20 protein-coding genes and 1 tRNA gene are annotated in these 25,880 nt (G+C 68.7%); 10 read left to right on the forward strand and 11 right to left on the reverse strand.

The annotated features are described in order from the left end of the window. Positions 1-59: 59 nt before the first annotated feature. Positions 60-497 (reverse strand): winged helix-turn-helix transcriptional regulator, encoded by a 438-nt coding sequence (locus DESTE_RS15810; protein ID WP_035068719.1) that lies wholly within the window; start codon positions 495-497, stop codon positions 60-62. 291 nt (positions 498-788) lie between these two features. Between DESTE_RS15810 and DESTE_RS15815 the strand changes: the two genes are divergently transcribed. The 7 genes from DESTE_RS15815 to DESTE_RS17340 all read left to right on the forward strand — a co-directional run bounded on the left by DESTE_RS15815 (position 789) and on the right by DESTE_RS17340 (position 5,312). Continuing rightward, positions 789-1,298: a nitroreductase family protein gene (locus DESTE_RS15815; protein WP_035068721.1), complete on the forward strand. Its 510-nt coding sequence runs from the start codon at positions 789-791 to the stop codon at positions 1,296-1,298. A gap of 1 nt (position 1,299) precedes the next feature. After that, positions 1,300-1,488, forward strand: coding sequence for a 4-oxalocrotonate tautomerase DmpI (dmpI, locus tag DESTE_RS15820; protein ID WP_035068723.1), 189 nt, complete (start codon positions 1,300-1,302; stop codon positions 1,486-1,488). A gap of 116 nt (positions 1,489-1,604) precedes the next feature. Next, entirely contained in the window at positions 1,605-2,723 is a 1,119-nt protein-coding gene (locus tag DESTE_RS15825) for an NADH:flavin oxidoreductase (RefSeq protein WP_035068726.1), read from the forward strand. A 146-nt stretch (positions 2,724-2,869) separates the two neighbouring features. Next, positions 2,870-3,202, forward strand: coding sequence for a hypothetical protein (locus tag DESTE_RS15830; protein WP_015946597.1), 333 nt, complete (start codon positions 2,870-2,872; stop codon positions 3,200-3,202). Between the two features lie 136 nt (positions 3,203-3,338). Continuing rightward, positions 3,339-3,953 carry a flavodoxin family protein gene (locus tag DESTE_RS15835; RefSeq protein ID WP_035068729.1) on the forward strand — a complete coding sequence of 205 codons (615 nt, stop codon included), beginning with the start codon at positions 3,339-3,341 and terminating at the stop codon, positions 3,951-3,953. 168 nt (positions 3,954-4,121) lie between these two features. Beyond that, positions 4,122-4,655 (forward strand): rhodanese-like domain-containing protein, encoded by a 534-nt coding sequence (locus tag DESTE_RS15840; RefSeq protein WP_035068732.1) that lies wholly within the window; start codon positions 4,122-4,124, stop codon positions 4,653-4,655. A 111-nt stretch (positions 4,656-4,766) separates the two neighbouring features. Continuing rightward, the gene (locus tag DESTE_RS17340; protein WP_051384511.1) at positions 4,767-5,312 is read left to right on the forward strand and encodes a VanZ family protein; all 546 of its coding nucleotides are present in this window, start codon (positions 4,767-4,769) and stop codon (positions 5,310-5,312) included. A gap of 217 nt (positions 5,313-5,529) precedes the next feature. Here the strand turns inward: DESTE_RS17340 and DESTE_RS15850 are convergent, their stop codons facing one another. Together DESTE_RS15850 and DESTE_RS15855 are read right to left on the reverse strand one after the other, a co-directional pair. Next, the gene (locus DESTE_RS15850; protein WP_035068735.1) at positions 5,530-5,751 is read right to left on the reverse strand and encodes a SlyX family protein; all 222 of its coding nucleotides are present in this window, start codon (positions 5,749-5,751) and stop codon (positions 5,530-5,532) included. Positions 5,752-5,843: 92 nt separating this feature from the next. After that, positions 5,844-6,311, reverse strand: a complete 468-nt coding sequence (locus tag DESTE_RS15855; protein ID WP_035068739.1) for an EVE domain-containing protein — start codon at positions 6,309-6,311, stop codon at positions 5,844-5,846. Positions 6,312-6,518: 207 nt separating this feature from the next. Here DESTE_RS15855 and DESTE_RS15860 point away from each other — a divergent pair, with 207 nt between their 5' ends. After that, a complete protein-coding gene (locus DESTE_RS15860; RefSeq protein WP_035068743.1) occupies positions 6,519-9,245 on the forward strand; it encodes a hypothetical protein in 2,727 nt (908 codons plus the stop codon). Positions 9,246-9,347: 102 nt separating this feature from the next. Here DESTE_RS15860 and DESTE_RS15865 read toward each other — a convergent pair whose 3' ends face one another. Next, positions 9,348-11,663, reverse strand: coding sequence for a YgiQ family radical SAM protein (locus DESTE_RS15865; RefSeq protein ID WP_035068746.1), 2,316 nt, complete (start codon positions 11,661-11,663; stop codon positions 9,348-9,350). 277 nt (positions 11,664-11,940) lie between these two features. Here DESTE_RS15865 and DESTE_RS15870 point away from each other — a divergent pair, with 277 nt between their 5' ends. After that, entirely contained in the window at positions 11,941-15,444 is a 3,504-nt protein-coding gene (locus tag DESTE_RS15870; protein WP_035068749.1) for an ATP-binding protein, read from the forward strand. A gap of 158 nt (positions 15,445-15,602) precedes the next feature. On the opposite strand, the gene DESTE_RS15875 is transcribed toward DESTE_RS15870, so the two are convergent. The 4 genes from DESTE_RS15875 to nhaA form a co-directional block, all read right to left on the reverse strand. Further along, positions 15,603-15,956: an EF-hand domain-containing protein gene (locus DESTE_RS15875; protein ID WP_035068752.1), complete on the reverse strand. Its 354-nt coding sequence runs from the start codon at positions 15,954-15,956 to the stop codon at positions 15,603-15,605. Positions 15,957-16,310: 354 nt separating this feature from the next. After that, complete coding sequence (locus tag DESTE_RS15880) at positions 16,311-18,365, reverse strand: methyl-accepting chemotaxis protein (protein WP_035068755.1); 2,055 nt, start codon at positions 18,363-18,365, stop codon at positions 16,311-16,313. A 319-nt stretch (positions 18,366-18,684) separates the two neighbouring features. Continuing rightward, a tRNA-Asn gene (locus DESTE_RS15885) sits at positions 18,685-18,760 on the reverse strand. A 102-nt stretch (positions 18,761-18,862) separates the two neighbouring features. Beyond that, positions 18,863-20,245: a Na+/H+ antiporter NhaA gene (gene nhaA / locus DESTE_RS15890; RefSeq protein WP_035068757.1), complete on the reverse strand. Its 1,383-nt coding sequence runs from the start codon at positions 20,243-20,245 to the stop codon at positions 18,863-18,865. A 414-nt stretch (positions 20,246-20,659) separates the two neighbouring features. Here nhaA and DESTE_RS15895 point away from each other — a divergent pair, with 414 nt between their 5' ends. Next, positions 20,660-21,358 (forward strand): methyltransferase family protein, encoded by a 699-nt coding sequence (locus tag DESTE_RS15895; RefSeq protein ID WP_051384512.1) that lies wholly within the window; start codon positions 20,660-20,662, stop codon positions 21,356-21,358. A 278-nt stretch (positions 21,359-21,636) separates the two neighbouring features. On the opposite strand, the gene DESTE_RS15900 is transcribed toward DESTE_RS15895, so the two are convergent. From DESTE_RS15900 to betA, 3 genes are read right to left on the reverse strand one after another with little or no spacing between them, the layout of a single operon-like run. Further along, positions 21,637-22,581 (reverse strand): ABC transporter substrate-binding protein, encoded by a 945-nt coding sequence (locus tag DESTE_RS15900; RefSeq protein ID WP_035068760.1) that lies wholly within the window; start codon positions 22,579-22,581, stop codon positions 21,637-21,639. Between the two features lie 55 nt (positions 22,582-22,636). Then, positions 22,637-24,115: an aldehyde dehydrogenase family protein gene (locus DESTE_RS15905; RefSeq protein ID WP_035068762.1), complete on the reverse strand. Its 1,479-nt coding sequence runs from the start codon at positions 24,113-24,115 to the stop codon at positions 22,637-22,639. Between the two features lie 10 nt (positions 24,116-24,125). Continuing rightward, positions 24,126-25,805 carry a choline dehydrogenase gene (gene betA / locus DESTE_RS15910; RefSeq protein WP_035068765.1) on the reverse strand — a complete coding sequence of 560 codons (1,680 nt, stop codon included), beginning with the start codon at positions 25,803-25,805 and terminating at the stop codon, positions 24,126-24,128. Positions 25,806-25,880: the final 75 nt, after the last annotated feature.

Below are 25,880 nucleotides of genomic sequence, written 5' to 3' on the forward strand. Positions count from 1 at the left end.
GCCCGGAGTTGCTCCGGGCGCTTTTTATTTTTGGGGGGCTGAAACGAGACGGCTGGCGGCTACACTTCGCCCACGGCCATGTCCAGGTCGTCGCCGATGGCTGCGGACTCGCCGCGCCCGGTGGCCTTGGCGCCAGTCATGTCGGTCGTGCCGTGATTCGCCTCGAAGGCGTGGCCCCACTTGCACATTTCGGACAGCACCGGCAGCACGCTGCGGCCAAGTTCGGTCAGCGAATATTCCACGCGGGGCGGCACCTGAGGGTACACCTCGCGGTGCAGCACGCCGTCCGATTCCAGTTCGCGCAGCTGCTGGGTGAGCATTTTCTGGGTGATGTTGGGCATGATGCGCCGCAGTTCGCTGAAGCGCAGCGTACCGTCCTGGCCCAGCCGCCACAGGATGATGGGCTTCCACTTGCCGCCGATGACCTGAAGGGTCAGTTCCAGCGAGCAGTAGTATTCCTTGCCCGCGCAGTGCTTGAGGGTGCATGCCGTGACCATCTGGTACCTCCGCGCGAAACATAGTATCATCTTCGGTATCTTTCAAGACCCTACAGTATGCTGCAGGATACTATGCCACAAAATGGTGCGTACTTGATGAAAAATCCGAAGCAGGTATTTTGTGCCGTAGAGTTTCGCCATCTCTTGCCCGCGTTGCCTGTCCCGGCCACCGCCGCCTTGCCGCAGGGAGTCTCCGGCAGGGGCGGCGGCTGGCCGGGCACACGGCGATGCCGCAGGAATCATGCTCTGGCACCTCGCAAATCCGCGCCACACAGGGCGCAGGAGGGTTTCATGGACATCCTTTCCGCCATCCACGGGCGCCGTTCCATTCGCAAGTACACCGAGGCCCCCGTTGCCGCGTCCGATGTGCGCGACATCCTGGCCGCCGCCATGTCCGCGCCCAGCGCGGGCAATGCCCAGCCGTGGCGCTTCGTGGTCGTGGACGACCGCGCGCTGCTGGAGGCCATTCCCGCGTTCAGCCAGTATGCCGCCATGGCCGCAAAGGCCCCGCTGGGCATTCTGGTGTGCGCCGACCTGACGGCGGAAAAGTACCCCGGCTACTGGGTGCAGGACTGCTCCGCCGCCGTGCAGAACATCCTGCTGGCCGTGCACGGCAAGGGGCTGGGCGCGGTGTGGACCGGCGTGCACCCCATGCAGGACCGCGAGGATGGCTTTCGCCGCCTGCTCGGCCTGCCGGACAACGTGGTGCCGCTGGGCTTCATCGTCATCGGCCACCCGGCTCAGGAACTGGCCCCGCAGGACCGCTACGACGAAGCCAAGGTCCACTGGAACGGGTGGTAGCATGCCCATCATCAGCGTGGTGGCCAACCCCATGGCAACGGAAGACAAGCGCGAACTGGTGCGCGAACTGACCGCCACGGCGGCGCGCGTCATGAAGTTGCCGCCGGAAACCATCACCGTGCTTATCGATTGTCGCCAGCCGGAAGACATCGGCGTGGCCGGTGTGCTGCTGGCCGACCGGAAGAAATGACGGGGGGCGGCAACCCGCCGTCCGTTGTCCCGGCATTATCACCGGCAACATTTCGATTTTAGGAAACATTTACGCGCGGCCCCCCTTCGGGGCGGGTAGCGCATCACGGAGACCCAATGAGCGCATCCATTTTCGCTCCCGTGCGCATCGGCAACCTGGAATCGCCCAACCGCTTCGTCCGTTCCGCCACCTGGGAAGGGCTGGCCACAGACGACGGCCTGGCCACCCCGGCCCTGGCAGACGTGCTGGGCGCACTGGCCAAGGGTGGCGTGGGCGTGGTCATTCCCGGCCATGCCTACGTGGAAAAGCGCGGGCAGGCGGGCCCCCGCCAACTCGGCATCCACGACGACGCGTGCATTCCCGGTCTGCGCATGCTGGCGGACGCCGTGCACGCGGGCGGCGGGCGCATCGTGGCCCAACTGGCCCATGCGGGCGGTCTGGCCCATACCCCGGCCACCGGAGAACCCGGCATGACCGCCACCCCCTTCGAGCGGGAAGGCTTTCCGCCCATGCGTGAAATGACTGCAACGGACCTCGACGAGGTGGTGAGCGCCATTGCCGCCGCCGCGCGTCGCGCCGTGCAGGCGGGCTTTGACGGTGTACAGGTCCATGGCGCGCACGGCTACCTGCTGAGCCAGTTTCTGTCGCCCGCGCGCAACAAGCGCACCGACCAGTTCGGCGGCAGCCTGGAAAACCGCATGCGCCCCCTGCTGATGGCGGTGCGCGCCGTGCGCGAGGCCGTGGGGCCGAGCTGTCCCGTGTGGGTGAAGCTGAACAATTCCGACTTCATGGACGGCGGATTCGAGGTGGACGAGATGCTGGAAACGGCCCGGCACGCCATATCCGCCGGGGTGGACGCCGTGGAAATGTCCGGCGGCACGGCCATGAACCCGCCGAGCCGCATGCCCGCCCGGGTGACCCGCATCCGCAAGCCGGAGGACGAGGCCTGGTACCGCGAGGCCGCCCGCCGCTTCAAGACCGAGGTGGGCGCGCCGCTGATCCTGGTGGGCGGCATCCGTACCCCGCAGGTGGCGCAGCAACTGGTGGACGAGGGCACGGCGGACATGCTTTCCCTGTGCCGCCCGCTGATCCGCGAACCCGGCCTGGTGCGCCGCTGGGCGGAAGGCGACGACGCTCGCGCCACGTGCATCTCGTGCAACAAGTGTTACGGCCCCCTGCGCGAGAACCGGGGCTTCTACTGTCCCGTGGCGCGCGGCGAGGTGGCCGGGGAGTAACGGGCCTGCCCGGCAGGCAGGGGAGCAGGACGGGGCCGTTGCCCGGTTTTGTCCCCTGCGGCAGGGCACTGGGGCCTTGAGCCAGACGGCGAAACCGCGTACCCGTCGTGGACCGGGTGCAACCCGAATTCCACCAGGAGCCGCGCATGAAGATTCTCGCCATCGACAAGGTTCGCGAAGACGCCACCCCCGACGTCATCCGCGCCAACTTCCTGAAGGAAGTGGCCCATACCATCAAGATGTATCTCGCCGACGTGGTCCGCGAGGTGTACTTCCGGCAGGACCGCTCCGGCACCGTCATGGTGCTGGAAGCCCCCTCCATGGAAGAAGCGCAGTCGCTGATCAACACCCTGCCCCTGGTCAAGCAGGGGCAGATAGAGTTCGAACTGATTCCCCTTGGCCCGTACGTGCCGTTGGGCCTGCTTGTGGAAGAGGCCGACGGCCCGGCGGAAGAAACCGCCGCAGGCCCCGCGCAATAGCCCGGATACGGGCCGCGCGCCGTGCCCTGTTCCGCCTTCCCTGGCCGGAGCGGGCACGGCGCGCGGCCCCGCCTCCGGGTGCGGTGCGGCCATGCGGCCACCCATCATGTCCCCATCCCAACCGGAGGATATTTCCATGCATGTCGTCGTCTTCAACGGCAGCCCCCGCAAGAACGGCAACACGTCCATCCTGCTCGGCGCCGTCCGGCGCGAGCTTGAGGCCGCAGGCGTCACCACCGAGGAATTCCGCGTGGGCGGCAAGGCCGTGCGCGGCTGCATCGCCTGCATGAAGTGTTTCGAAAAGCAGGACGGCCAGTGCATCCAGACCGGCGACCCCATGAACGAATGGATCGCCGCCATGCACAAGGCCGATGGCGTCATTCTGGGCTCCCCCACCTATTTCGCCAACGTCTCCACGGAAATGAAGGCCCTCATCGACCGCGCGGGCATGGTCTCCATCGCCAACGGCGGCGCGCTGCGCATGAAGGTGGGCGCGCCCGTGGTGGCCGTGCGGCGCGGCGGCGCGCAGCAGGTGTACAACGGGCTGATGGCCTTCTTCGGCATCGCCGAGATGGTGGTGCCGTGTTCCAGCTACTGGAACGTGGGCATCGGCCTGGCCCCCGGCGACGTCAACGGCGACGAGGAAGGCATCCGCACCATGGTCAACCTGGGCCGCAACATGGCCCACGTGCTCAAGTGTCTGAAGAGTGGGCCGGAAGCGCCTGCTTCCCTGAAGGGCGGCGAAGTCTAGGGCTAAACCCAGATTTGGAAACATCCCCCGGGATGCGAAGGGCGGGCCGCAAGCGCGGCCCGCCGGACCAGGCATGCCACGCGGCGCGGTCGGGCTTTTCGTCCCGTCCGCGCCGTGTTACGTGCGGGCAGGGTGGAACCGTGCACGGGGGGCGAAAGGTAACGGCGCATGGGCGATGGTTCGCGGGGATTTCCGGTCGGGCTGCAACGGCAGGCGGACGCTGGGGGCTACGGCCTGCTGGTTCCGGACGAGGCCTGGCGGCGCGTCCAGACCGGGGCGCTGAGCGTGGTGGACGTGCGCGATGCCCCGCAGTTCGAGGCCGGGCACGTTCCCGGCGCGCTGTGCTTTCCCCTGCCGCTCACCTGGGTGGCCCGCCTTCTGCGGCGCTGGTGGCTGCACAAGGTGCTGTGCGCCGCGCAGTGTCCATCCGTGGCCTTCGTGTGCGACGGGGCCACGTCCACCCGCAGCGATTCCGCCGCCCGCGCCGCCGTGGTGCAGGGCTTTGCCGTGGCCTACCGCATCGCGGGCGGCATGGACGCCTGGCATGCCGCCGGGCTGCCCGTGGAGTTCGGCCCCTGCGGGCCGTGCGCGCCGCCGGGCCAGTCGGGCCAGTCAGATCAGTCAGGCAATTCGGGCAGTGACATGTCGGACAGGGGCGGGCGCGATGCCGCGCCCCGCACGGTCTGTTCCGGCGGCGGCTGACGGCTGCGCTGAAGCGGCGCGGCGCGCCGTCCCCTGATGTATCGGCCCCTGGCCTTTAGATGACGGCGCTTTCACCGGCGGCATGGCCGCCGTTTTCATGCAGGATTTCTCATGTCACCATTCGGGAGCGGTGTACCGCGCCCCCTGCATCCCCCACGCCCCCGGCGGCCCCTGAACGCATGGGCATTGCTGGCCCTGCTGGCCGGGCATCCGTGGCGGCCGGTCTGCACCCGGTGCGCCTGGGCGCTGGCCGTGGCCGTGGTGATGTATCAGTCGCTGATCCCCCAGCCGGACATGCTGCTGGACGTGCCGAACATCGACAAGGTGTGGCACGCGCTGGCCTATCTGGTGCTGGCGGTGCTGGCGGCGGGGTCGCTGTGGGGCAACCCGCCCACGCCCCTTCTGTCCCGTGCAGCGCGCCGGGCGGCATGGTCCATGGCCCTGCTGGGCGTGGCCATGGAGTGCGCGCAGGCCTTCCTGCCCGGCAGGATGGCCTTTGCGGCGGACGTGGCCGCCAACACGGCGGGCACATGGCTGGGCGTGCTGCTGGCAGGGGTGCTGGCACGGCATCTGGCCCGCTGGCATGGCGAGCTTTACGGTGAGGCAGCCATCGACCGGGAAGCGGCGTCCCCGTTTTTTTCGGTTTCCCCAGATTGATGGACACCGGGATGGTCCGGATTTCGCGCGGACAGGAGCGCGGACAGTCCGGCCCGAGCGTTCTCCGGAGGGTCTTTCAGGCGAACGCGTGCGGGTCACCTGTGCCGGAAAAGGCCAGGTTTGCGGCCTGCAACGGAAACCGGCGGACAGGTTGCCCTGACCGCCGGTGAGGCGAAATGCGCCAGTTGGGTGAAATTCACCAGCTGCGCGACGTTTCCTACAGATAATGCGGCGGCGGTCCCGTATCCTCTCCGCCGTCGTCCTCCATGGCCCGGGTCAGCGAGCGCAGTCGTTCGCGCGTGGCCTCCAGCAGCCGTTCTGTCTCGTCCAGTTGGGCCTGCTGGCGCACCAGCGCGTCGTTCAGTTCGCGCAGGGTCTGTTCCTGAAAATAGACGGTTTCTTCCAGCCGGGTCAGGCGATCTTCCAGTTCCTTGGTCATGATATGCATCCGTGAAGTGGCGGTGGATGGTCCATGCCCGGCGCGCAGGCGCATCGGGGCATGGCGTGGACAATGGGGCGCGGGGCTGCGGCTCAGGCCGGGGCATCGGCCAGGCGCAGCACCGTGGCGTATTCCTGCGGACGTACCGGCTGCACCGAAAGGCGGCTGCCCTTGCGCAACAGTTCCATGTCCCCCAGTTCCGGCAGGGTGCGCAGCAGGGCCAGGGATACCGGCTGGGCAAAGGTGCGCACCAGCCGCACGTCCACCATGAACCAGCGGGGCTTTTCCGGCGTGGATGCCGGGTCGAAGTGGCGGTCTTCCGGGTCCCACGCGGTGTGGTCGGGATAGGCCTCGCGCACGATTTCCACCACCCCCGCCACCGAGGGGTTGGTGACGCTGTGGTAGAACAGCCCAAGGTCGCCCAGGCGCATGTCGCGCATGAAGTTGCGGGCCTGGTAGTTGCGCACGCCGTCCCAACTGGTGGTTGCGCCGGGCAGGGCGGCCAGATGGGCGATGGAGAAGCAGCCGGGCTCGGTCTTGAACAGCCAGTGGCGGGGCATGACGCCTCCTTGCGGGGTTGCGTGGTCGATGCGCCGGACGATACCCGCGCCGCGCGCCCGCGTAAAGCCCGCGTCCCTTCGTAAGGCCCGCGTCACGCCCTGCCGTGCCTGCCGTGACGGGGCCGCGCGGCGCACTTGGCGATGGCTGCATTTTGGCGTAGGTGGTGGCTATGGACGAAAACCCGCCGGAAGTTCACCGGAGGTTCCATGAAAGAGCGCAGGCCACCCCACCGCAAGGTGCTCCCCTTCCGCCGCACCCGCCGTGCTGGCGGAACCGGCGGTGATGCGCCGTACGGTGCGCCGCGCCCGTCTGGTCCGTCTGGCCCCGCAGGCCTGTCTGGCGCAACTGGCCTGTCGGGCGGCTTCGTGGCACCGGATGACGGCACCAGCCCCGCCAGTCCTGCCAACCCCGCCAGTCCTGCCAACCCCGCCAGTACGGGCAATCCTGCCGGTCCTGCTGGCCCCGATCTCCCCGATGATGCCCCCCGGTCGGGCGGTTCCCGCACCCCGCGTGGCGGCGGCACCCCGCCGGAACTGGTGGTGGTGCCCGGTCGAGGGGGCCGCAGCCGCGCCCCCCGGTCATTGGGCGCCGTGGCTCCGCCCGGGCCGTCCTTCCAGTGCATGGATGACCTTGCGGGTCTGGGAGGGGTCCTGGGGGTCGTGAATTCTTTGGATTCTGCCGGACCCGCAGACATGCCGCGCCGCCCCGGCAGGCCGCCCACGTTGCGCCGCCTGCCCTTGCTCCGGCGCATCCTGTGCCGTTTTGCCGATGCCGCCGCCCGGCGCATCGGCACCCTGTGCGGGGTGGGCTGCGTGGTCACCCCCGACGAGACGCAACTGTGCGACATGGCCGGGTGCGCCGGGCTGCTGACGCGGCCCGCCATGCACCGCTTTGGCGTGGTGCCGCTGGAGGGCATGGCCGGGCTGCTGTTCGACCATTCCCTGCGCGATGCGCTTGCCTGGCTGGGGCTGGGCGTGGACCCTCGCTTGGTCATGAGTTCTCCGGGGGGATATCCGGTGGGATATCCGGTGTACGGACAGGCAGAGGGCCGGGCAAATGGCCTGGCAGGCCACCGGCCCGGTGGTTCCCCCGTTCCTGCGCTGCCGGGTTCGGGCAGTCGCAACGGCTGGCTGCCCGGCCATGCGGAGTCCGGGCTGTGCGTGCACCTTGGCCGGCAGTTGCAACTGGATCTGGAATGGGCCTTCCTGCCCTATTTCGAAATCGAGACCTCCGGGTGCGATGCGCCCCCCGGCGAGCCGGGGCAGCCCGCCCACGCCCGCGAGGTCCTGCGCCCCGACTGGACGGCCCTTGGCGAGCCGCTGGTGGCCACGCCGTTCACGGTGGCGTTGCACTGGCTGTCGCCCGCAGTGGTTCCGCAACCGGAGCGGCCTGCGGGTTCGTCCCTTCCCCGTGAACTGGCCCTACCCCAGCCCCTGGTGACCTCCGCGACCGCGGCGACCTCTGCGTCTTCCACTTCCCCGATGTTTCCGCAGTCTCCCGAGCCGTGGACGGGACGGGTGATGCTGGTGCTGCCCCTGTCCATGCTGCTGCCGCTGGCGGACCTGCTGTCCGACGATACCGCGCTGCTGGCCCCGGAACAGACCGAATCCGCCGAATCGGCCCATGACCGCCTGCAGGTGTTGCCCGACGCGGAACTTGCCGCGCGCCTGGCGGAGGGGCACCCGCAGACGGCGGCGGTGGTGGCGGCCCGGCTGGCCCCGCAGCGGCGCGATGTCGTACTGGCGCTGCTGGACCCGGAACTGGGCACGGAAGTGCGGCGGCGCATGGCCCGGCGGCGGCTGTTCCGGCAGGTGCTGTCGCCGGAGCAGCGTTTTGTGGTGCGCACCCTGGCCATGGGCGAGGTGCACGCCGCGCAGGCGCTGGCGGCCATGCGTCCCGAGGCGGCGGCCCGTTTCGTGCGGGTCATGCGTGGTCTGGGGCGCGGACAGGGGTCGCTGTACGCGGAACAGGTGGAGGCCGTGCTGCGCGAAGACGGCGCGGGCGTGGCGGGCGCGGAGGATCTGGTGCTGGAAGGCGAGGCCCAGGTGCGTCGCCTGCTGATGCGGGCCCTGGGGCCGGACGACATGCGCACGGTGCGGGCCTGCCTGGAGACGGAGGCGCGCCGCGCGATGGTTGCGCCATCGGCTGCGCCGCAAGCGCCGGGCATGGTGTCGGCCGGTCTGCCCCGTGAGGACGGCGGCAAAGGTGTGGCTGCCGCACGCGGAGATGTTGCGGTGGGCGATTTCGGCGACGGGGATGGGGGGAACGAGGCCGAACCGTTTGCCCCGCTGCTGGGGGTGCCCGCCGTTGCGCTGGCCCGTCTGCTGACGGCGGAGGGGCTGGCCGTGACCGTGGCCGTGCTGCGCCATCTGGCCGTGCGCGATGCGCGGCGGGCGGCGGCGGTGCTGGGCGCGCTGCCCACGGCCTGGGCCGGTCCGGTGGCGGTGGGGCTTTCGCCCGAAGTGGCGGATACCGGCGGCTGGATGCCGGAAACGAGGGGGGGCGAGGCCCCGGCCGGGAAGAACTGGCCGGACGGGGCGGATACGTTGGCGGAGCAGAGTGGCCAAGCCAGGCATTCGCCTCGTGCCGTGCGGTCCGGCTCGCTGGAGGCGTTGCTGGTGGCGGAAAACGCCCTGTGCCGTGCCCTGCCGGAGGAACACGCCTGCCGTGTGCTGGCCCTGCCCCTGAGCCGGGAAGAAAGCGGGCGCGATACCCCGCCCGCCACGGCCTTGGCCGCCCTGTTGCGCCATGGCGGCGATGCGGTGCGCGAGGCCGCGTTGCAGGCCCTGCGCCATCATCGTCCGGGCGGCGGAAAGGGAAGTCCCCGCATCCGCGAGGGCAGCAGGCCGGGTGGCGCGGAGCGTCCGGCACCGCCTGCCCGCCTTGCCGATGAAGACGGCCCGCCGTTCCCTTCCGATGACGATGTGAGCTGACGCCCTGCACATGCGGGGCGGCCCAGCGGTCACGACGCAGTCTGGGGCACCCGGTCCGATGTCCGGGGTGTACTGCCGGACATCCCGTCAGGCCGGTCGGCGTCAGCGGGTTCTTCCGCCTCCTCCCTTGCTTCCGCGCCTGTCATTATGGGAACCGGGACCGGAGCCGGGACGCGAGCCGGGCCGGGAATCGGGGCGTGGGGCGTTGCGGCCCTCATTTCGCCCCTCATTTAGCTTGTCGCTGCGCGCACCGTGCCGGTTGGCATTGCGTGCGTCATTGTCCGGACCGTCAGGCCAGCCCGACCTGCCGCCCGGGTTGCCCCCCGATCGTTCTCCGTGGCCGCGTCGGTCGCGGCCCGCGTCATTCCCCCGTTCTCGCGGTTCCCGTCGTTCCTGTCCGCTGAATTTCCCGTTGGGCCTGCCCCCGGATTTCCCTCCCGGTCCGTCCGTCTGTCTGCCTCCCGCGCCCGGCGGCAGGCCGAAGTCGGGAATCAGGATGCGGTGCTGGCGCAGCCGCGCGGCATCGGTGCGGGCCACGGGCACGGGGTTGCCCGCAGGGTCGATGCCCGCGAAGAACATGGCCGTGGCCACGGTGCCGGGGGTGGGGATGAAACACTGCACCTGCCGGGGCGACCAGCCGCGCGCCGCCAGCCAGCGGGACAGGGTGCGCATGTCGTTGTCGGTGCAGCCAGGAAAGGCGCTGAGCAGGTAGGGCACCACGTACTGTTCCTTGCCCGCCGCCGTGGAATGGTCGGCGAAGGCGGTCAGGAAGCGCTCGAACACGGCAAGGCCGGGCTTGCGCATCAGGTCCAGCACGCTGTCGCAGATGTGTTCCGGGGCCACCTTCAACTGGCCGCCGGTGAATTCCATGGTATAGGCGCGCAGGGCGTCCGCGTCGCGCAGGGCCAGGTCGAAGCGCACCCCGCTGGCCAGGCGCACGTGGCGCACGCCGGGGGTGGCGCGCACCGCGCGCAGCAGTTCCACCGCCTCGGACTGGTCCACGGCAAAGCCGGGGCACACGCGCGGGTGCATGCAGCTTGCCCGGCGGCAGCGGGCCGGGTCCAGTGTGCAGCGGGCATTCCACATGTTGGCGCTGGGGCCGCCCACGTCGCTGACCGAACCGTTGAAGCGCTCCATGTCGTTCAGGCGGCGCGCCTCGTCCAGTACGGAATCACGGCTGCGCGAGGCGATGCGCCGCCCCTGGTGCAGGGCCAGCGAACAGAACGAGCAGCCGCCGCCGCAGCCCCGGTGGGTGGTGATGCTGGTGCGGATCATTTCCTCGGCGGGGACGGGTTCGCGGTGGGATGGATGCGCCCGTCGGGCAAAGGGCAGGGCGTACAGCGCGTCCATCTCTTCCGGCGACAGGGGCGGTGCGGGCGGGGCCAGCAGCACGGCGCGCGACGCGGGGGTGTCGTCCACGGGCTGGATGGCCCGGGCATCGCCCCGGTGCACGTGGCGCTCCAGCAGCAGGGTGGCGCGCATGAGCAGCGTCGGGTCCGCCGCGATGGCCGCGTGCGAAGGCAGGCGCATGAGGGGGGTGGCGTTCGGGCCACCGTCACCCGCGCCGCCCTGGTCGTTGCCGTTCTGACCATCAAAGTCCGTGCGCTCATCGTTGCGGGCGTCGTCGTCCGGAGCGTCCCCAGCCCCATGTGCGGCATCGTCCGCCGGGGCCACGCCCCACTCGGTCACCCGGCCCATGCGGGCCGTGCCGGGGATACCATCGAAAATTTCCGCAAGGGGCGGCAGCAGGGCGGCATCGTAACTGTCCGCCCCCACGGCCTCCATGGCGTTGTCCAGCGCGCAGGCCGCGTCCAGCAGGGCGCGCTCGCCCATGCCCCACACCAGCAGGTCGGCCTTGGCATCCATGAGGATGGGCCGCCGCAGGGCGTCGGTCCAGAAATCGTAGTGGCTGATGCGCCGCAGGGATGCCTCTATGCCGCCCAGCACCACGGGCAGGCCGGGAAAGGCCTGGCGCGCCAGGTTGGCGTAGACGATGGCCGCCCGGTTGGGGCGCGCCCCGGCGCGGCCGCCGGGGGTAAAGGCGTCGTCGTGGCGCTTTTTCCGGAAGGCGGTGTAGTGGGCCAGCATGGAGTCGAGCGAGCCCGCCGAAATGCCGGTGAACAGGCGGGGGCGGCCCATGCGGGCCACATCGTCCGGAATGTCCCAGCGGGGCTGGGCCACGATGCCGGTGCGAAATCCGTGCGCCACCAGCCAGCGGCCCAGCAGGGCCATGGCAAAGGTGGGGTGGTCCACGTAGGCGTCGCCGGAAACGAGCAGCACGTCCAGCCGGTCCCAGCCAAGCTCGCGCATCTCGCGCGCGGTGGTGGGCAGAAAGGCGGGCTGGGGCAGGGGCGTGCGCCCGCGTTGCGGGGTGTACGCCTGGGGGCATGCCCCGGATTGCGCGGCGCGGCGCGGCATGGAACCGCCGGGCGTGGCGCGGCGGTGGTCGTGGCTGGAATGTCGCATGCGCGGACTATAGTGGCGGGCAGGGGGGCAGGCAAGGACAAGACGGATGGTGTGATGGGGGAGCATGCGGATGATGCGTGGCGGATGATGCCTGCCGGATGGCGCGGGCTGCCGTTTGAGACCGGTTGAGGCCGTTTGAGGCCGACGGGCTCTGGGGCGGTTGCCTTCGCTCCCGGTTTCGCGCAGTATGCCGAGTGGCCCCGATACAGGGGAACCCCGTGAGGATGCCATGCGCAAGGATGATGCCGACGGGGCCGCACAGCCCCGCCCCCGATCCCCGGAACATGTCTCGGAACATGTCTCGAATCGTGCTTCGGAGCATGCACCGGAGCATGCCGCCGGTGCGCGTGCCGGTGTGTGCGCCAGCGCGCCGGGCGGTGCGTCCGTGTCCGGCGATGCCGCCCAGGACCGCCTGCGCCTGCTGGAGGAGGAAAACCGCCGCCTGCGCGAGGCCCTGGGGTTGCGCCCCGACGACCACGTGCCGTGCGGCGTGCCGCTTCACTCCTCCCCCACCGCCCCCCCCGATGGAGGCCCCCGTCTGCCCCGTCCGGCGTCGGGCTGTTGGGCGGGCAGGCCCCTGTACGGCGTGGCCGACCCCTTCGTGGAAATGGTTGCCCCGGCTGCGGATGGCCTGGTCTGCGCCTATGTGTCCGACATCGATACCCACGAGGTCCTGCACGTCAATGCCGCCCTGCGCCGCCTGGTGGGCGACTGCGAGGGCCGCCGCTGCCACGAGGCCCTGCAGGGCCGCGATACCCCTTGCCCCTTCTGCAACAATGGCCGCCTGCGCGACGAGCCGGAAAAGGCCCACGTCTGGGAGTTCCGCAACCCGGCCCTGAACCGCTGGTTCCGCTGCATCGACCGGCTGGTGCCGCTGGGCGACGGGCGTCTGGCCCGCTACGAACTGGCGGTGGACATCACCGACATGAAGGAGACGGAAGAGGCCATGCGCCGCTTCCGCGCCGCGCTGGACGCCACCGCCGAGGCCATCTTTCTCATCGATCCGGTGAGCGGGCTGCACGTGGACGTCAACCGCGGGGCCTGCGCCCTGCTGGGGCTTTCGCGCCAGCAGTTGCTGACCATGGGCCCCTGCGACATCAACCCCACCCTGACCCGCGACCGCTGCCTGGAAATCTCGCGCACCGTGCTTGGCGGCACGCCGCTGCTGGACCAGGAGACGCGCTACTGCCGGAGCGACGGTTCGCTGGTGCCGGTGGAACTCAGCACCAGCGCGTGGCATTCCGCGCGCGGGGACCTTATCGTGGCGGTGGCGCGCGACATTTCGGAACGGGTGCGCATCCGCAACGAGATGCAGTTGCGCCTGCTGTACGACCGGGTGCTGTCCACCTGCGCCCGCGACCTGCTGGCGCGCCCCTGCGCCGACGACACGCTGCGCGTGGTGCTGGAAAGCCTGCGCGAGGCGGCGGGGGCCTGCCGGGTGTACATTTTCGAGAATCATCAGGACGCGCAAGGCAAGCCGTGCTGTTCGCAGCGCTACGAACGGTGCGCGCCGGGGGTGCCGCCCCAGATCGACAACCCGCTGTTGCGCGACGTGCCGTACGCCACCGTCATTCCCCGCTGGCGGCACGAACTGGAAGCGGGCCGGGTGATCCGGGGGCCGGTGGCCACCTTCCCCGAGTCGGAGCGGGTCGTCCTGGAATCGCAGGGCATCCGGTCGCTGCTGGTGCTGCCCATCGTGGCGCAGGGGCGGTGGTACGGGTTCATCGGTTTTGACGACACCCGCAGGCCCAGGGTGTGGGAATCCGTGGACCTCAAGTTTCTGCAGACGGCGGGCGAGATCATCGGCGCCGCGCTGGAGCGCCGCAGGACGGAACAGACCCTGGCCGAATCGGCGCGCGGACTGGAGGAAGCCAGCCGGGCCAAGAGCGAATTCCTGGCCAACATGAGCCACGAGATACGCACCCCGCTCAACGCCATCATCGGCCTGACCGAACTTTCATTGCAAGAACACCTGCCTGCCGACGTGGCCGAGAACCTGCGCGCGGCGCTGGTTTCGGCAGAGGCGCTGCTGGGCATCGTCAACGATCTGCTGGATCTTTCGCGGGTGGAGGCGGGCAAGCTGCGCCTGGAATGCATCGACTTCGCCCCGGCGCGGCTGGTGCGCGGGGTGATGCGCGTCATGGGCCACACGGCGGAACGCAAGGGCCTGGCCCTGACCCTGCACATCGACCGCGACGTGCCCCGCCACCTGCGTGGCGACCCCGGCAGGCTGCGTCAGGTGCTGGTGAACTTCATCAGCAACGCCATCAAGTTCACCGATGAGGGCGGGGTGCATGTCGTGGTCTGCCGGGCGGAACCGCCCCATGTGCCTGGCACGCCCCATACGCCCCATACGCCCGATGTACCCGATCTGTCCGATGTGTCCGGAATGGGTGGCGGCGCCGCACGGGGCGTGCCCGCGCCCGGGGCGTCTTCGGTGACGCCTGCGGACGGCGACACGCAATGGTTGTGCTTTTCGGTGCGGGATACGGGCATCGGCATTCCGGACGACAAGCATGAATTGATCTTCGAGAATTTCCGGCAGGCCGACGCCACCACGGCCCGGCGCTACGGCGGTTCCGGCCTTGGCCTTGCCATCTGCCGCAAGTTCACGGACATGATGGGCGGCCACATCGTGCTGGACAGCGCGCCGGGGCAGGGCAGCACCTTTCGCGTGCTGTTGCCCTTTGGCGTCTGCAACGCAGGTTCGCCTGCCCCGTCCCGGGATGCCGCCGCGCCGTCCACCCCCTGCGGGCAGCCAGGCATGCCGTCCGCCCCCTGCTCCGTTGCGGAGGGGCGTGCGGACCATGGTTGGCGAGAGGCCGGGGGGGCGCGGCTTACATCTCCGCCACGGCTGGTGGCCGCCGATCCGCTAAGGATACTGCTGGTGGAATCGGATGACGTGAATCGCCATGCCGTCAGCCGTGCCCTGGCGCGCGGCGGACATGACCCGGTCTCTGTGGTTACCGGGCACGAGGCACTGGAGATGGCCCGCACGCAGCGTTTCGACCTGGCCGTCGTTGACGCACACCCGCGCGACATGGACGGCGCCGACGTGGTGCGCGCCCTGCGCCGCCTGACCGATGCGCCCACCCCCTCCGACGTGCCGGTGCTGCTCATGACCGGCGACCCCGCCGGAGTGGACCAGGCCGCGCTGGAGGCGGCGGGCGGAGTATCCGTGGCCCTGAAGCCGGTACGACTGAAGACCTTGCTGGCCGCCGTGGAAGGCATGGTGGGCGGCGCCGGGGAGGATACCCTGCGCCGGTCGTCGCCCGCGCCGGTGGATGAGCCCCCGGTGTTCAACGCCGCCACGCTGCTGGTGGGCGGCGACGAGGCCTCGCTGCGTTTCCTGCGCCAGTCGGGCACGCTGCGCGAAAGCCTGTGGTCGGCCATGGACCGGGGCAGCCGGGTGGAACTCATCGCCCTGTCGCACCTGCTGCGCCTGGAGGCGGAGGCCATCGGCGCCGAACGGGTGCGCCAGATGGCCGAGCGGATGGAACTGCGCACCCGGTCCGCCGGTGCGGAAGAGACGCGCCCGGTGTTCATGCTGCTGATGGATGCCCTGAACCAGTTGGAGCATGAATTGCGCAAGATGCAGCGCGGCGCGGTGCCGGTGCACGAAGGTCCGCGTGCCGGGCCGGGTTCCGGACCTGACGCCGGGCCTGACGCCGGGCCTGCTGGCGCATCCGGCAGCGGACAGGAGGAAGGGCCGGGTTCGGGCGAAACGACGTAGCCGCGAGTGCCCGACTGTTTTTCGGGCCGATGGGGCCGGGACGGGGCTCCGCCAGACGCGCCATGCACGCCATGGGTTGCCGATGACAAGCAAACGGGCCGGTACTGTACCGGCCCGTTTCGCATTCAGGGGGGTGGGGTTGTGCCGTGGCGGCGCGGCTACTTGGAGGGGGGCTGGATGAGCGGGGCGGACCCCATGCCGCCCATGCCCTTGGGCATGTCCTTGGGCATGGTGGCGCCTTGCCCGTCCTTGGGGCCCATGCCGCCGCCCATTCCCATGCCGCCCTGGCCGTGGTGGGCGCGGAAGGCGTCCCATTCCTCGTGGGTAATGGCCCCGCTGCCGTCGGTGTCCACGGCGTCGAAGGCGGGCTTTTTCATCTGCGGGAACGCGGCCGAGAACTCTTCCCAGGTCACGCTGGCGTTGCCGTCCTTGTCCATGGCGGAGAACTTGTCGTCGGCCTGGGCCGTGGCGGCGCACAGCAGCAGCACGGCGGCCGGGATGATGCGTTTCATGGTGCCTCCTGCGGGCTTCGGGTTGCGGAGCGGGTGCTTATGCCGTGCGGCGTGTGCGCGCTCCGTACCGCCATGTATAGGCCCGTGGCCGTGTTGGTCAACAGTCCGAGGCGGTGCAAGGTGGTATGCGGCGGTGCAACGCTGCGGGGTTCGGCCGGGTACGGCGGGCGAGGTGGTGAAGACCTCCGGCTGCGGCGGCAGGGCAGGCCGGGCCTGCGGACGGAAAAGGGCCGGAACGGCGCGTACCGCCGCTCCGGCCCCGTGGTGTACCGGCATGCGCATCGGCATGTGCGGGACAGCCGCCCCGCATGCCATATCCTGCGCAGCGTGCCCGGAACCACCGTGTCCGGTTGGCTACGCGGTCGTGGCCTCGCTTTTCATGCCGTCGATGACGGTCTTCATCTCCTGCGACTGGCGGGCCAGTTCGGTGACGGCCACGGACGACTGGCGCATGGCGTCGGAGGTTTCCGCCGAAATGCGGCTGATGTCCTCGATGGAGTGGTTGATCTCCTCGCTGGTGGCGGACTGCTGTTCCGCCGCCGTGGCGATGGAGCGCACCTGTTCCGAGGTCACCTCCACCAGTTGCACGATGGATTGCAGCGCGTCGCCCGACTTGTTGGCGAGGCCGGTGGCGTTGTCGATGAGCTGCACCGCCTGCTCCACGTTGTCGATGTTGCGGCGGGTGCCGTGCTGGATGTTGCGGATGGCGTCGCCCACCTCGCGGGTGGCGTTCATGGTCTTTTCGGCCAGCTTGCGCACCTCGTCGGCCACCACGGCAAATCCGCGCCCGGCATCCCCGGCGCGGGCCGCCTCGATGGCCGCGTTCAGCGCCAGCAGGTTGGTCTGGTCGGCGATGTCGGTGATCACGTTCATGACCTGGCCAATGCCCTCGGCCTGCGATCCCAGGGTTTGCATGTCCTCCTTGAGGGACAGCGCCTGGGTCTGCGCCTCGGCGATGCTGCGCACCACGTCGGTGACCAGGGTGGCGCCGTTCTCGGCCCTGCCCTTGGCGTTTTCGGCGGATTCGGCGGCCTGCGAGGCGTTGCGCGCCACTTCCAGCACCGTGGCGTTCATTTCTTCCATGGCGGTGGCCGTCTCGCCCACGCGGGCGCTCTGGTTTTCCGCGCCCTTGCTGGACTGTTCAACCTGGGCGGACAGTTCCTCGGAGGCGGAGGTGACGATTTCCACCACGCTCTCCAGTTTGGCCGCGGCTTGCAGCATGCCTTCGGCACGGGCGCGCACGGCAGCGGCGCGGGCTTCTTCCGCCTCGCGTCCCGCCTTGGCGGCGCGGGCAGATTCCTCGTTGGCCATGCGGGTCTTTTCATCGGCCTCGGCTATCTTGCCTTTCAGGCTGCCCACCATGGTGCGCAGGCTGTCGGCCAGCTTGCCGATTTCGTTGCGCTGAGCAAGGTCCAGGGTGTCGTCCAGGTTGCCCGCCGCCACGGTGGAGGCATAGCCTTCCAGCTTCTTGATGGGGCGCACGGCGATGCGGTCGAGGGCGAACAGGCTGACGCCGATGAGCGCCACGATGGCGGCGATGCCCATGGCGATCATGTAGTTGCGCTGGGCCACTGCGGGGGCGGCGATTTCTTCCATGTCCATGGAAATGCCCAGGATCCAGTTCCAGTTGGGCACGCGGGTCCAGGTCTGCATCACTTCGCGCCCGTCGCGCATGATGCTGTTCTGGCCGTCGGGCGCGGCGATCATTTCGGCAATGCCGGGGGTGCCGGCAATGTCCTTGAGGATCATGGCGTCATCGGGGTGGCCGATGACGATGCCCTTGGGCGAAAGGAAGAAGGGGCGACCGGTGTCGCCAATCTTCACGGAGTCGATGTAGTTTTCCACCAGCCCGTCGATGGCGTAGGACATGCCCACGCCGCCCAGCACCCGGCCCGACTCGTCGAAGATGGGGGCGGTGACGCTGACGATGAGCTTGCCGGTGGCCAGGCTTTTGGTGGGGGACGAACTGTAGCCTTCCTTGCCGGACAGCGCGGCCTTGATGTATTCGCGGTCGGCCAGATGGTTGGGCTTGCCCGGCTTGCCCTGGGCCCGCAGGATGACCTGGCTGCCCTGCGCGTTGAACAGATAGTAGGTGTTCACGCCGGGCGCCGCCTGGGACATGGCCGTGACGACTTCCGCCGCAGCCCCTTCGAGCGAGGCGTCGCCCTGCAGGAACTGGCGCAGCACCGGCGCCTTCGAGACCCCGCGCATCATGTCCACCTGGCGCAGACCGAAATCGGACACGGATTTGGAAATGGTTTCGGCCATCAGGCGCATTTCGCGCTTCTTTTCCGCCAGCCCGTCATCGTAGCCGGTTTTCGCCACCACCACGACCAGCGCCGATTGTATCAGCAATACAACACTGGCAATGATGATGAGCATGGTCGTACGGATGCTCTGCGAGACCATCTGTGTCCTCTCCCTGTTCGATAGGTGAGTGTGTTCTGTAATGAGAGGTCTTGTATCTAGCATCAGTCTTGGAGTGGTGTCTATCAACCGGTGTTGTGCGTAATCGCTCGTGCGCATTGGCATGACATGCCAATGCGGATGCCGAAGAAATTGTTTTTCACGGGGATACGGTGCCCTTGTCATGGGGGATCGCCCCCGGAAAAATGCGGAAGCAGGGGGCGAGAGGGGCGGTGGCCGAAGAATAGGGGGGAAGAGGGGGCGCTGCCCGCATGTGGATGCAAAAAAGGCGCATGACCTGAATCATGCGCCTTTTGCATTCTGGCTCCCCGGGACGGACTTGAACCGCCAACCTAGTGATTAACAGTCACCCGCTCTGCCGATTGAGCCACCGGGGAACGTGGCCGTCGTTGCGGCGAAGAAGGTGTGTATGGTGAAGCGGCTTCTTTGTCAAGCGCGTGGGGCAGGTTTTCACGCTGGTGAGGCCCCCGCGCGCGCCGTCAGGGGATGCGGGCCTCCGTCTGGTCAGGCTGCTGCGGGGCGGTGCGCAGCACCAGCCAGCCGCACACCCCGGCCACCAGAGAGGCGGAGAGAATGCCCACCTTGGCGTAGTCCAGCGTGAGCGCATCGGCGTAGGCCAGTTGCGCCACGAACAGGGCCATGGTGAACCCGATGCCTGCCAGCAGGGCCACGCCGTACACGTGTCGCCAGGTCATGCCGCGGGGCAGCCGGGCCAGCCCCAGCTTCACCGGCAGCCACACGGCGGCCAGCACCCCAAGCTGCTTGCCGAAGAACAGGCCCGCCGCCACCCCAAGGGTTACCGGGTTGCCAAGGCCACCCAGCAGGTCGGGGCTGATGGACACCCCGGCATTGGCCAGGGCGAACACCGGCATGATGCCCCAGGCTACCCACGGGGCCAACGCATGCTCCAGCCTGCGCAGGGGGGTGGAAGCGTGGCGGGCGGCGGTTTCCATGGCCTCGACGGCGGCATGGCGGTGGGCATCGGCCAGCAGGTGGGCGTCGGATGCCCCGTTTTCCAGGGTGTCCAGCAGGTGGCGCCCGGCGTTCACGAGATCGCCGGGGGTGGCCCGTGCGCGAGCGGGTATGCAGAAGGCCAGCAGCACGCCCGCCACCGTGGCATGCACGCCGGATTTCAGGAAGGCCACCCAGGTCACGGCGCCCGCCAGCACGTAGAACAGGGTGCGCACCACCCCCAGCCAGTTGCCCAGCGCGGCCACGGCCAGCGCGGCAAAGCCGATGCCCAGCGCCACCAGCGAAATGTCCGCCGTGTAGAACAGGGCGATGGCCAGCACCGCGCCGATGTCGTCGGCAATGGCCAGGGCGGTCAGGAACACCTTGACCGAAAGGGGCACCCTGTCCCCGGCCAGCGAAAGCACGCCGAGGGCAAAGGCGATGTCGGTGGCCATGGGCACGGCCCAGCCCTGCGCAATGCCGGAAGGATGGCCCATGTTGAAGGCCAGGTAGACCAGGGCCGGGGCCGCCATGCCGCCCGCAGCGGCCAGCACTGGCGGCAGCGCCTGGGCGGGGCTGGCCAGTTCTCCGGCCAGCATCTCGCGCTTGATTTCCAGGCCCACCAGAAAGAAGAAGATGGCCATAAGGCCGTCGTTCACCCAGAGGATCAGCGCCTTGCGCAGTTCGAAGCCTTCCGGCCCCATGGCGAAGGGGTGTTGCCAGAAGGCATGCCAGGCAGGGGCCAGGGGCGAATTGGCCGCGCACAGCGCAAGTACGGTGCAGGCCAGCAGCAGGATGCCGCTGGCTGCCTCCATGCGCATGAAGGACAGGAAGGGGTCGAGCAGGCGATCGGCAGGGGTCGCAGGCCGTGCGTAAGAGGATCGCAGGTCGTGACCGGTGTCGTGCGTCATGTGGACTCCAATTGAAGGTTTGAAGGTGTAACTTTTGATACTATGCATGCGTTGTGGACAGTCAAGAAAATCTGGTCGCGTTTTCTGCGCATGCCGCAATCCGGAATGGGGTGTGCCGCATGCATCCGTCCGGCATGATTGTCTGCATGATGCTGGCTGTGTCTTTGCGCGTCGGTGACATTCGGGGATTTGGGGCATCAGGGTATCAGGGTATCAGGGGCATCAGGAATACTTGGGGCATCAGGAATACCTGGGGGCAAGCCCGACGGTGACGGTGGCGACAAGGGAGGAAGGGGGCGATGGGGGAATCGCACCGGTTGCTGGGGGGCGCCGGGAAGGAAGGGGGCTTCCCTCATGGCTGGCGATTCGGGTATGATGCAGGCGTGGAAAACCCTTCGGCATGGAGGTTGCGCCATGAAGCACGATCATCTGGACATCGCGCACGAGTACTCCGCGCTGCTGCGCACCGACGAGGCGGACGACCGGCAGCCGGGTTCCTTCCGTCTGCCGCATGACGAGGCCGGGCACACCGACGAGAACGGGAATTCCGGCGAGCCCGGCGCGGGCGGCGATGGTCCGGTCATTCCCCACGTGGTGCCGTCGCACGAGGACGAACGCGCCGGGGGCGTGGTGCCGGAAGAGTTTTCGCTGTGGGGCGCGGGACCGCGCATCGTGGTGCCCGCCTTGCTGGCGCAGCTTGGCGGGGCGGGGCTTACCCTGGCCCTGCCGGGGCCTTTCGGCATGGAGATGCTGCCCCATTGGGCCTGGGTGCTCATGGGACTGTGTGCCCTGCTGCTGGGCACGCTGGCCGTGCGCCGCGCCTGGGCGGAACTGAAGCCGGGCCGGCAGCGGGGGCGTCTGGTCACCAGCGGCCCGTACCGGATAACCCGCAACCCCATCTACGCGGCATGGATTCTGGGCATTCTGCCGGGCATCGCGCTGTGCTTCGCCTCGTGGCCCATGCTGGCCGGGCCGGTGGTGGCCTGGGCGCTGTTCCGCGAGACGGTGGGGGTGGAGGAATCGTTTCTGGCCGCCCGCTTCGGCGAGGAATGGGACCTTTACGCCACCCGGGTGAACCGCCTGTGGCCCAACCCGTTCCGCAAGCACGGCTAGGTGGCTTTCCTGCGTCCGGTACACGCCGGGCACGCCATCCGGACAACGGCTTCGGGTTCACGGACATCGCAAGGGGGCGCACGGCCATGGCCGTGCGCCCCTGCTTGCTGACCGTCGCATGGCGGGCACTGCCTCCCTGCCCGGCGCGCTGTTGCCGCGCGGGGCGTCTCCCCTGAGGGTCGTGGGGGGCGTCTCTACTGACGGCCGCACAGGGCGTCCTGTTTCACACCCGGCTCCACCCGGCTCCACCCGGCCCCATCGTCTGCGCCAGGGGGTGCCTAGCGGTGTTGTTCCATCCAGGCGGTGAAGACCGGCAGGGCGGGCTTGCCGTCGGCGGTGGTCACGCCGTCAAGCCATGCCCGCACCCGTTCCGGATGCTGTCGGAGCCACGCCATGCCCGCGTCCAGGTGGGTCAGCTGCTTGTCGGCATGCATGGCCGCCATGATCTGATTCATCATGTCGATGGGAAAGATCAGGTTCTTCAGGAACTTCGTCACGTTGGGCCGGGCTTCGGGAAATCCCTTGCGCACGTTGGTGTAGATGGTGGCCATGCCGTCGCTTGCGCCAAAGGTTTCGGCCGTGCTGCCGGTAAGGTACTTCATGTCGATGAGTTCGTTCATGTAGTGCGGGGTCCAGCCCAGAAAGACGACCCACTTCCCGCGCTTCGCGAAGTCCTGCACCTGCAGGAGCATGCCCGCCTCGCTGGACGGCACCAGTTGGAACTTGCCGAGGCCGAACATGTTCTTCCTGATCATGTCCAGGATCACCTCGTTGCCGTCGTTGCCTTCCTCGATGCCGTAAATCTTCCAGTCCAGCCGGTCGCCGAACCTGGCGATGTCGGCGAAGTCCCGGAGCCCGCCGTCCACCACGTAGGAGGGTGCGGCCAGGGTGTACTGCGCGCCGGGCATGTTGGCCACGAGCTGGATGACGCTGCCCTTGTCGAAGAGCGGCTGGGCCACGGTGGTCATGGTGGGCATCCAGTTGCCCAGAAAGGCATCCATTTCGCCCATGTCCAGGGCCTTGTAGACCACGGGCAGGGCAAGCATGGTGTCGCTGGCCTCGTACCCGAGCACCTGCAGGATTTTCACCGCAAGCTGGGTCTTTACGGTGACGCCGGTCCAGCTGACGCTGGCGAAGCGGACGGCGGGCCTGGCGTCGGCAAGCTGCGCGCCGCCAAGGACAAGTGACGCGGCGAGCACGCACAGCAGAAGAACCTTACGCATGGATCGCTCCTTGGTTACGGGTTGCGGGCGGCCCCGGCGGGCCGGGAAGGCGGCATCAGACGCCGAACCAGTGTACGACCGAGGGAGCGTGGTTCTGGTAGATGTGTTTGACCTCGGTGTATTCCTCAAGCCCCAGCCGGCCCAGTTCGCGGCCCATGCCGCTCTGCTTGTAGCCGCCCCAGGGCGCCTGGGTGAAATAGACGTTGAAGTCGTTGACCCACACCGTGCCAAAACGCAGGGCGCGGGAAACGCGGTGGATGCGGTCCGGGTCGCGGGTCCAGAATCCGGCGGAAAGCCCGTAGATGGTGCCGTTTGCCCTGTCCACGGCCTCGGCCTCGGTCTCGAAGCGCTCCACGGTGATCACCGGGCCGAAGACTTCCTCCTGCACGATGCGCATGGTGTGTTCGCAGTCGGTGAACAGGGTGGGTTCGTAGAAAAAACCCTTGCCCAGCGCGGGATCGGCGGGCCGCCCGCCGCCCAGCACCAGCCGGGCGCCTTCCTGCTGCGCCATGGCCACGTGGCGCTCCACCTTGTCCCGGTGCACGGCGGAGATCAGCGGCCCCATCTGGGTGCCGGGGGCCATGCCGTTGCCGAGCCTGATGCGCCGCATGCGCGCGGCCAGGGCCTGCACGAAACGGTCATGGATGGGGGCCTCCACCATCAGCCGCGCCCCTGCGGAGCATATCTGCCCGGCGTGGAAGAACACGGCGTTGAGGGCGTAATCCACGGCCACGTCGAAGTCGGCGTCGGCGAAGACGATGTTCGGGTTCTTGCCGCCCAGTTCCAGGGCGACCTTCTTCACGTTGTCCGCCGCCGCCCGGATGATGGATTTGCCGGTGACGATGCCGCCGGTGAAGGACACGAAGTCCACGTCCCGACTCTCGGCCATTTCGGCCCCCACCTCGGGACCGGGCCCGAGGACCAGGTTGACCACGCCCTCCGGAAAACCGGCCTCGTGGGCCAGTTCGACGATGCGGGCGGTGGTCAGGGGGGTGATTTCGCTGGGCTTCATCACCAGGGTGCAGCCCGCCGCCAGGGCCGGGGCCATCTTCCACGACGCCTGGAGCAGGGGATAGTTCCAGGGCGATATCTGGGCGCAGACGCCGATGGGCTCGCGCACCACCAGGCTGGTGCTGTCGGGCTTGGGCGACGCGATGACCTCCCCTTCGCCGCCGGTAAAGGCCAGACCGCCGAAGTAGGTGAAGATGTCGGCGATGTCGGCCATGTCCCAGCGGCTTTCCTCCAGGGTCTTGCCCGTATCCAGCGTTTCCAGTTCGGCCAGTTCCGGGGTCTTGTCGCGGACCAGGCGGGCCAGTTCCAGCAGCCTGGCCCCGCGTTCGGGGCCGGGGGTATGCGGCCACGGGCCGTGGTCGAAGGCCCGACGGGCCGCGGCAATGGCGTCGCGGGCGTCCTCGCGGTCGCTTTCGGCGGCCACGGCCACCACGGACTGGTCGAAGGGATTGATGATCTCCCGCACGGCGCCGGTCCTGGCATCCTGCCAGACGCCGTTGATGCAGTTCTTCGGCATGCGCATGCGTTACTCCTTACGAGCTTGCCGCGCCGGTGGCGGCGTGCCGGTGGAAGGGGGCGTCGGATGGCGCCAGGGGGGTGTTGCCCAGGATCAGGTCAGCGGCCTTTTCCGCGATCATCATGACAGGTGCGTAGATGTTGCCGTTGGTGATGGCGGGCATGACCGAGGCGTCCACCACGCGCAGGCCCGTCAGGCCGTGCACCCGCAGCTCCGGATCGACCACGGCCATGGGGTCCGTGCCCATCTTGCAGGTGCAACTGGGGTGGTAGGCGCTTTCGCCCTCGCGCGCCACGAAGTCCAGAATCTCCTCGTCGCTCTCCACGCCGGGGCCGGGGGCGATCTCCGCCCCGCGAAAGCGGTCGAAGGCGGGCTGGGTCATGATCCTGCGCGTGCAGCGGATGGCCTCCACCCACTCGCGCCGTTCCTGTTCCGTGGAAAGGTAGTTGAACTGTATGGCCGGGTGGGCCAGGGGGTCTGCCGACTTGAGCCGCACGTGGCCGCGCACGTCGGTGTTCATGGGCCCCACGTGAACCTGATAGCCGTGGGACTGGTTGGCGACGGAGCCGTCGTAGCGGATGGCGATGGGCAGGAAATGGTATTGCAGGTTGGGGTAGGCGACCCTGTCGTTGCCACGGATGAAACCGCCCGCCTCGAAGTGGTTGCTGGCGCCCGCGCCCTTGCCCCGGAAAAGCCAGTCGAGCCCGATCATGGGCTGGTTCCACCACTGGAGCGCGGGGAACAGGCTGACCGGTTCCTTGCACTGGTACTGGACGTAGACTTCCAGATGATCCTGCAGGTTCTCGCCCACGCCGGGCAGGTCGGTCGTGACCCCAAGGCCCAGCGCCCGCAGGTCGTCGGCCCGCCCCACGCCGGAAAGTTGCAGAAGCTGCGGGGAATTGATGGCCCCGCCGCAGCAGACGACCTCGCTGGCGTAGGCGCGCCTGAGAACCGGCTTTCTGCCGAAGGGCCGCCAGACGGCATATTCCACGCCCACGGCCCGCGTGCCGTCGAAAAGGATGCGCGTGGCCTGCGCGCGGGTGACGATACGCAGGTTGCGGCGGTTCTTCACCGGGTGCACGTAGGCCCGCGCCGCGTTCCAGCGTCGCCCCCGGTAGGTGGTGCGGTCGAAGCGGCCAAAGCCTTCCTGCCGGTATCCGTTCACGTCGTCGGTCAGGGGGTGCCCGGCTTCCTGCACGGCCTTGAAGAAGGCGTCAAAGAGCGGGTTGGCGCAGTCCGGCGTGGTCAGATAGAGCGGCCCTGCGGGCCCCTGATATTCGTCCGCCCCATTGAGCCGGTATTCGAAGCGGCGGAAATAGGGCAGGCAGTGGGCGTAGTCCCAACCGGACAGGCCGGGGTCGTCGTTGGCCCACTTCTCGTAGTCCATGGCGTTGCCGCGGATGTGGATCATGCCGTTGATGCAGCTGGAGCCGCCCAGCACCTTGCCCCGGGGCTGGTAGATGCGGCGGTTGTGCATGCAGGGTTCCGGCTCTGATTCGTACCACCAGTTGTAGAAGCGCCCGGCCAGCGGATAGGTGAGGGCTGCGGGCATGTGGATGCGAAAGTCCAGGGTGTAGTCGGGGCGGCCCGCTTCCAGCACCAGAACCTTGTGCCCGGGGTTGGCGCTCAGGCGGTTGGCCAGGACGCTGCCTGCCGAGCCGCCGCCGATGATGAGAAAATCGTATTGCGTGGGCATGAAACCCCCTTGTGCGTGGCTTGAATCGAGGATTCGTGAATGAGGAAGGTGGGGAGCCGGGCCACAACGGGCTGT

Source organism: Nitratidesulfovibrio termitidis HI1 (assembly GCF_000504305.1).
Taxonomy (GTDB): Bacteria; Desulfobacterota; Desulfovibrionia; order Desulfovibrionales; family Desulfovibrionaceae; genus Cupidesulfovibrio; species Cupidesulfovibrio termitidis.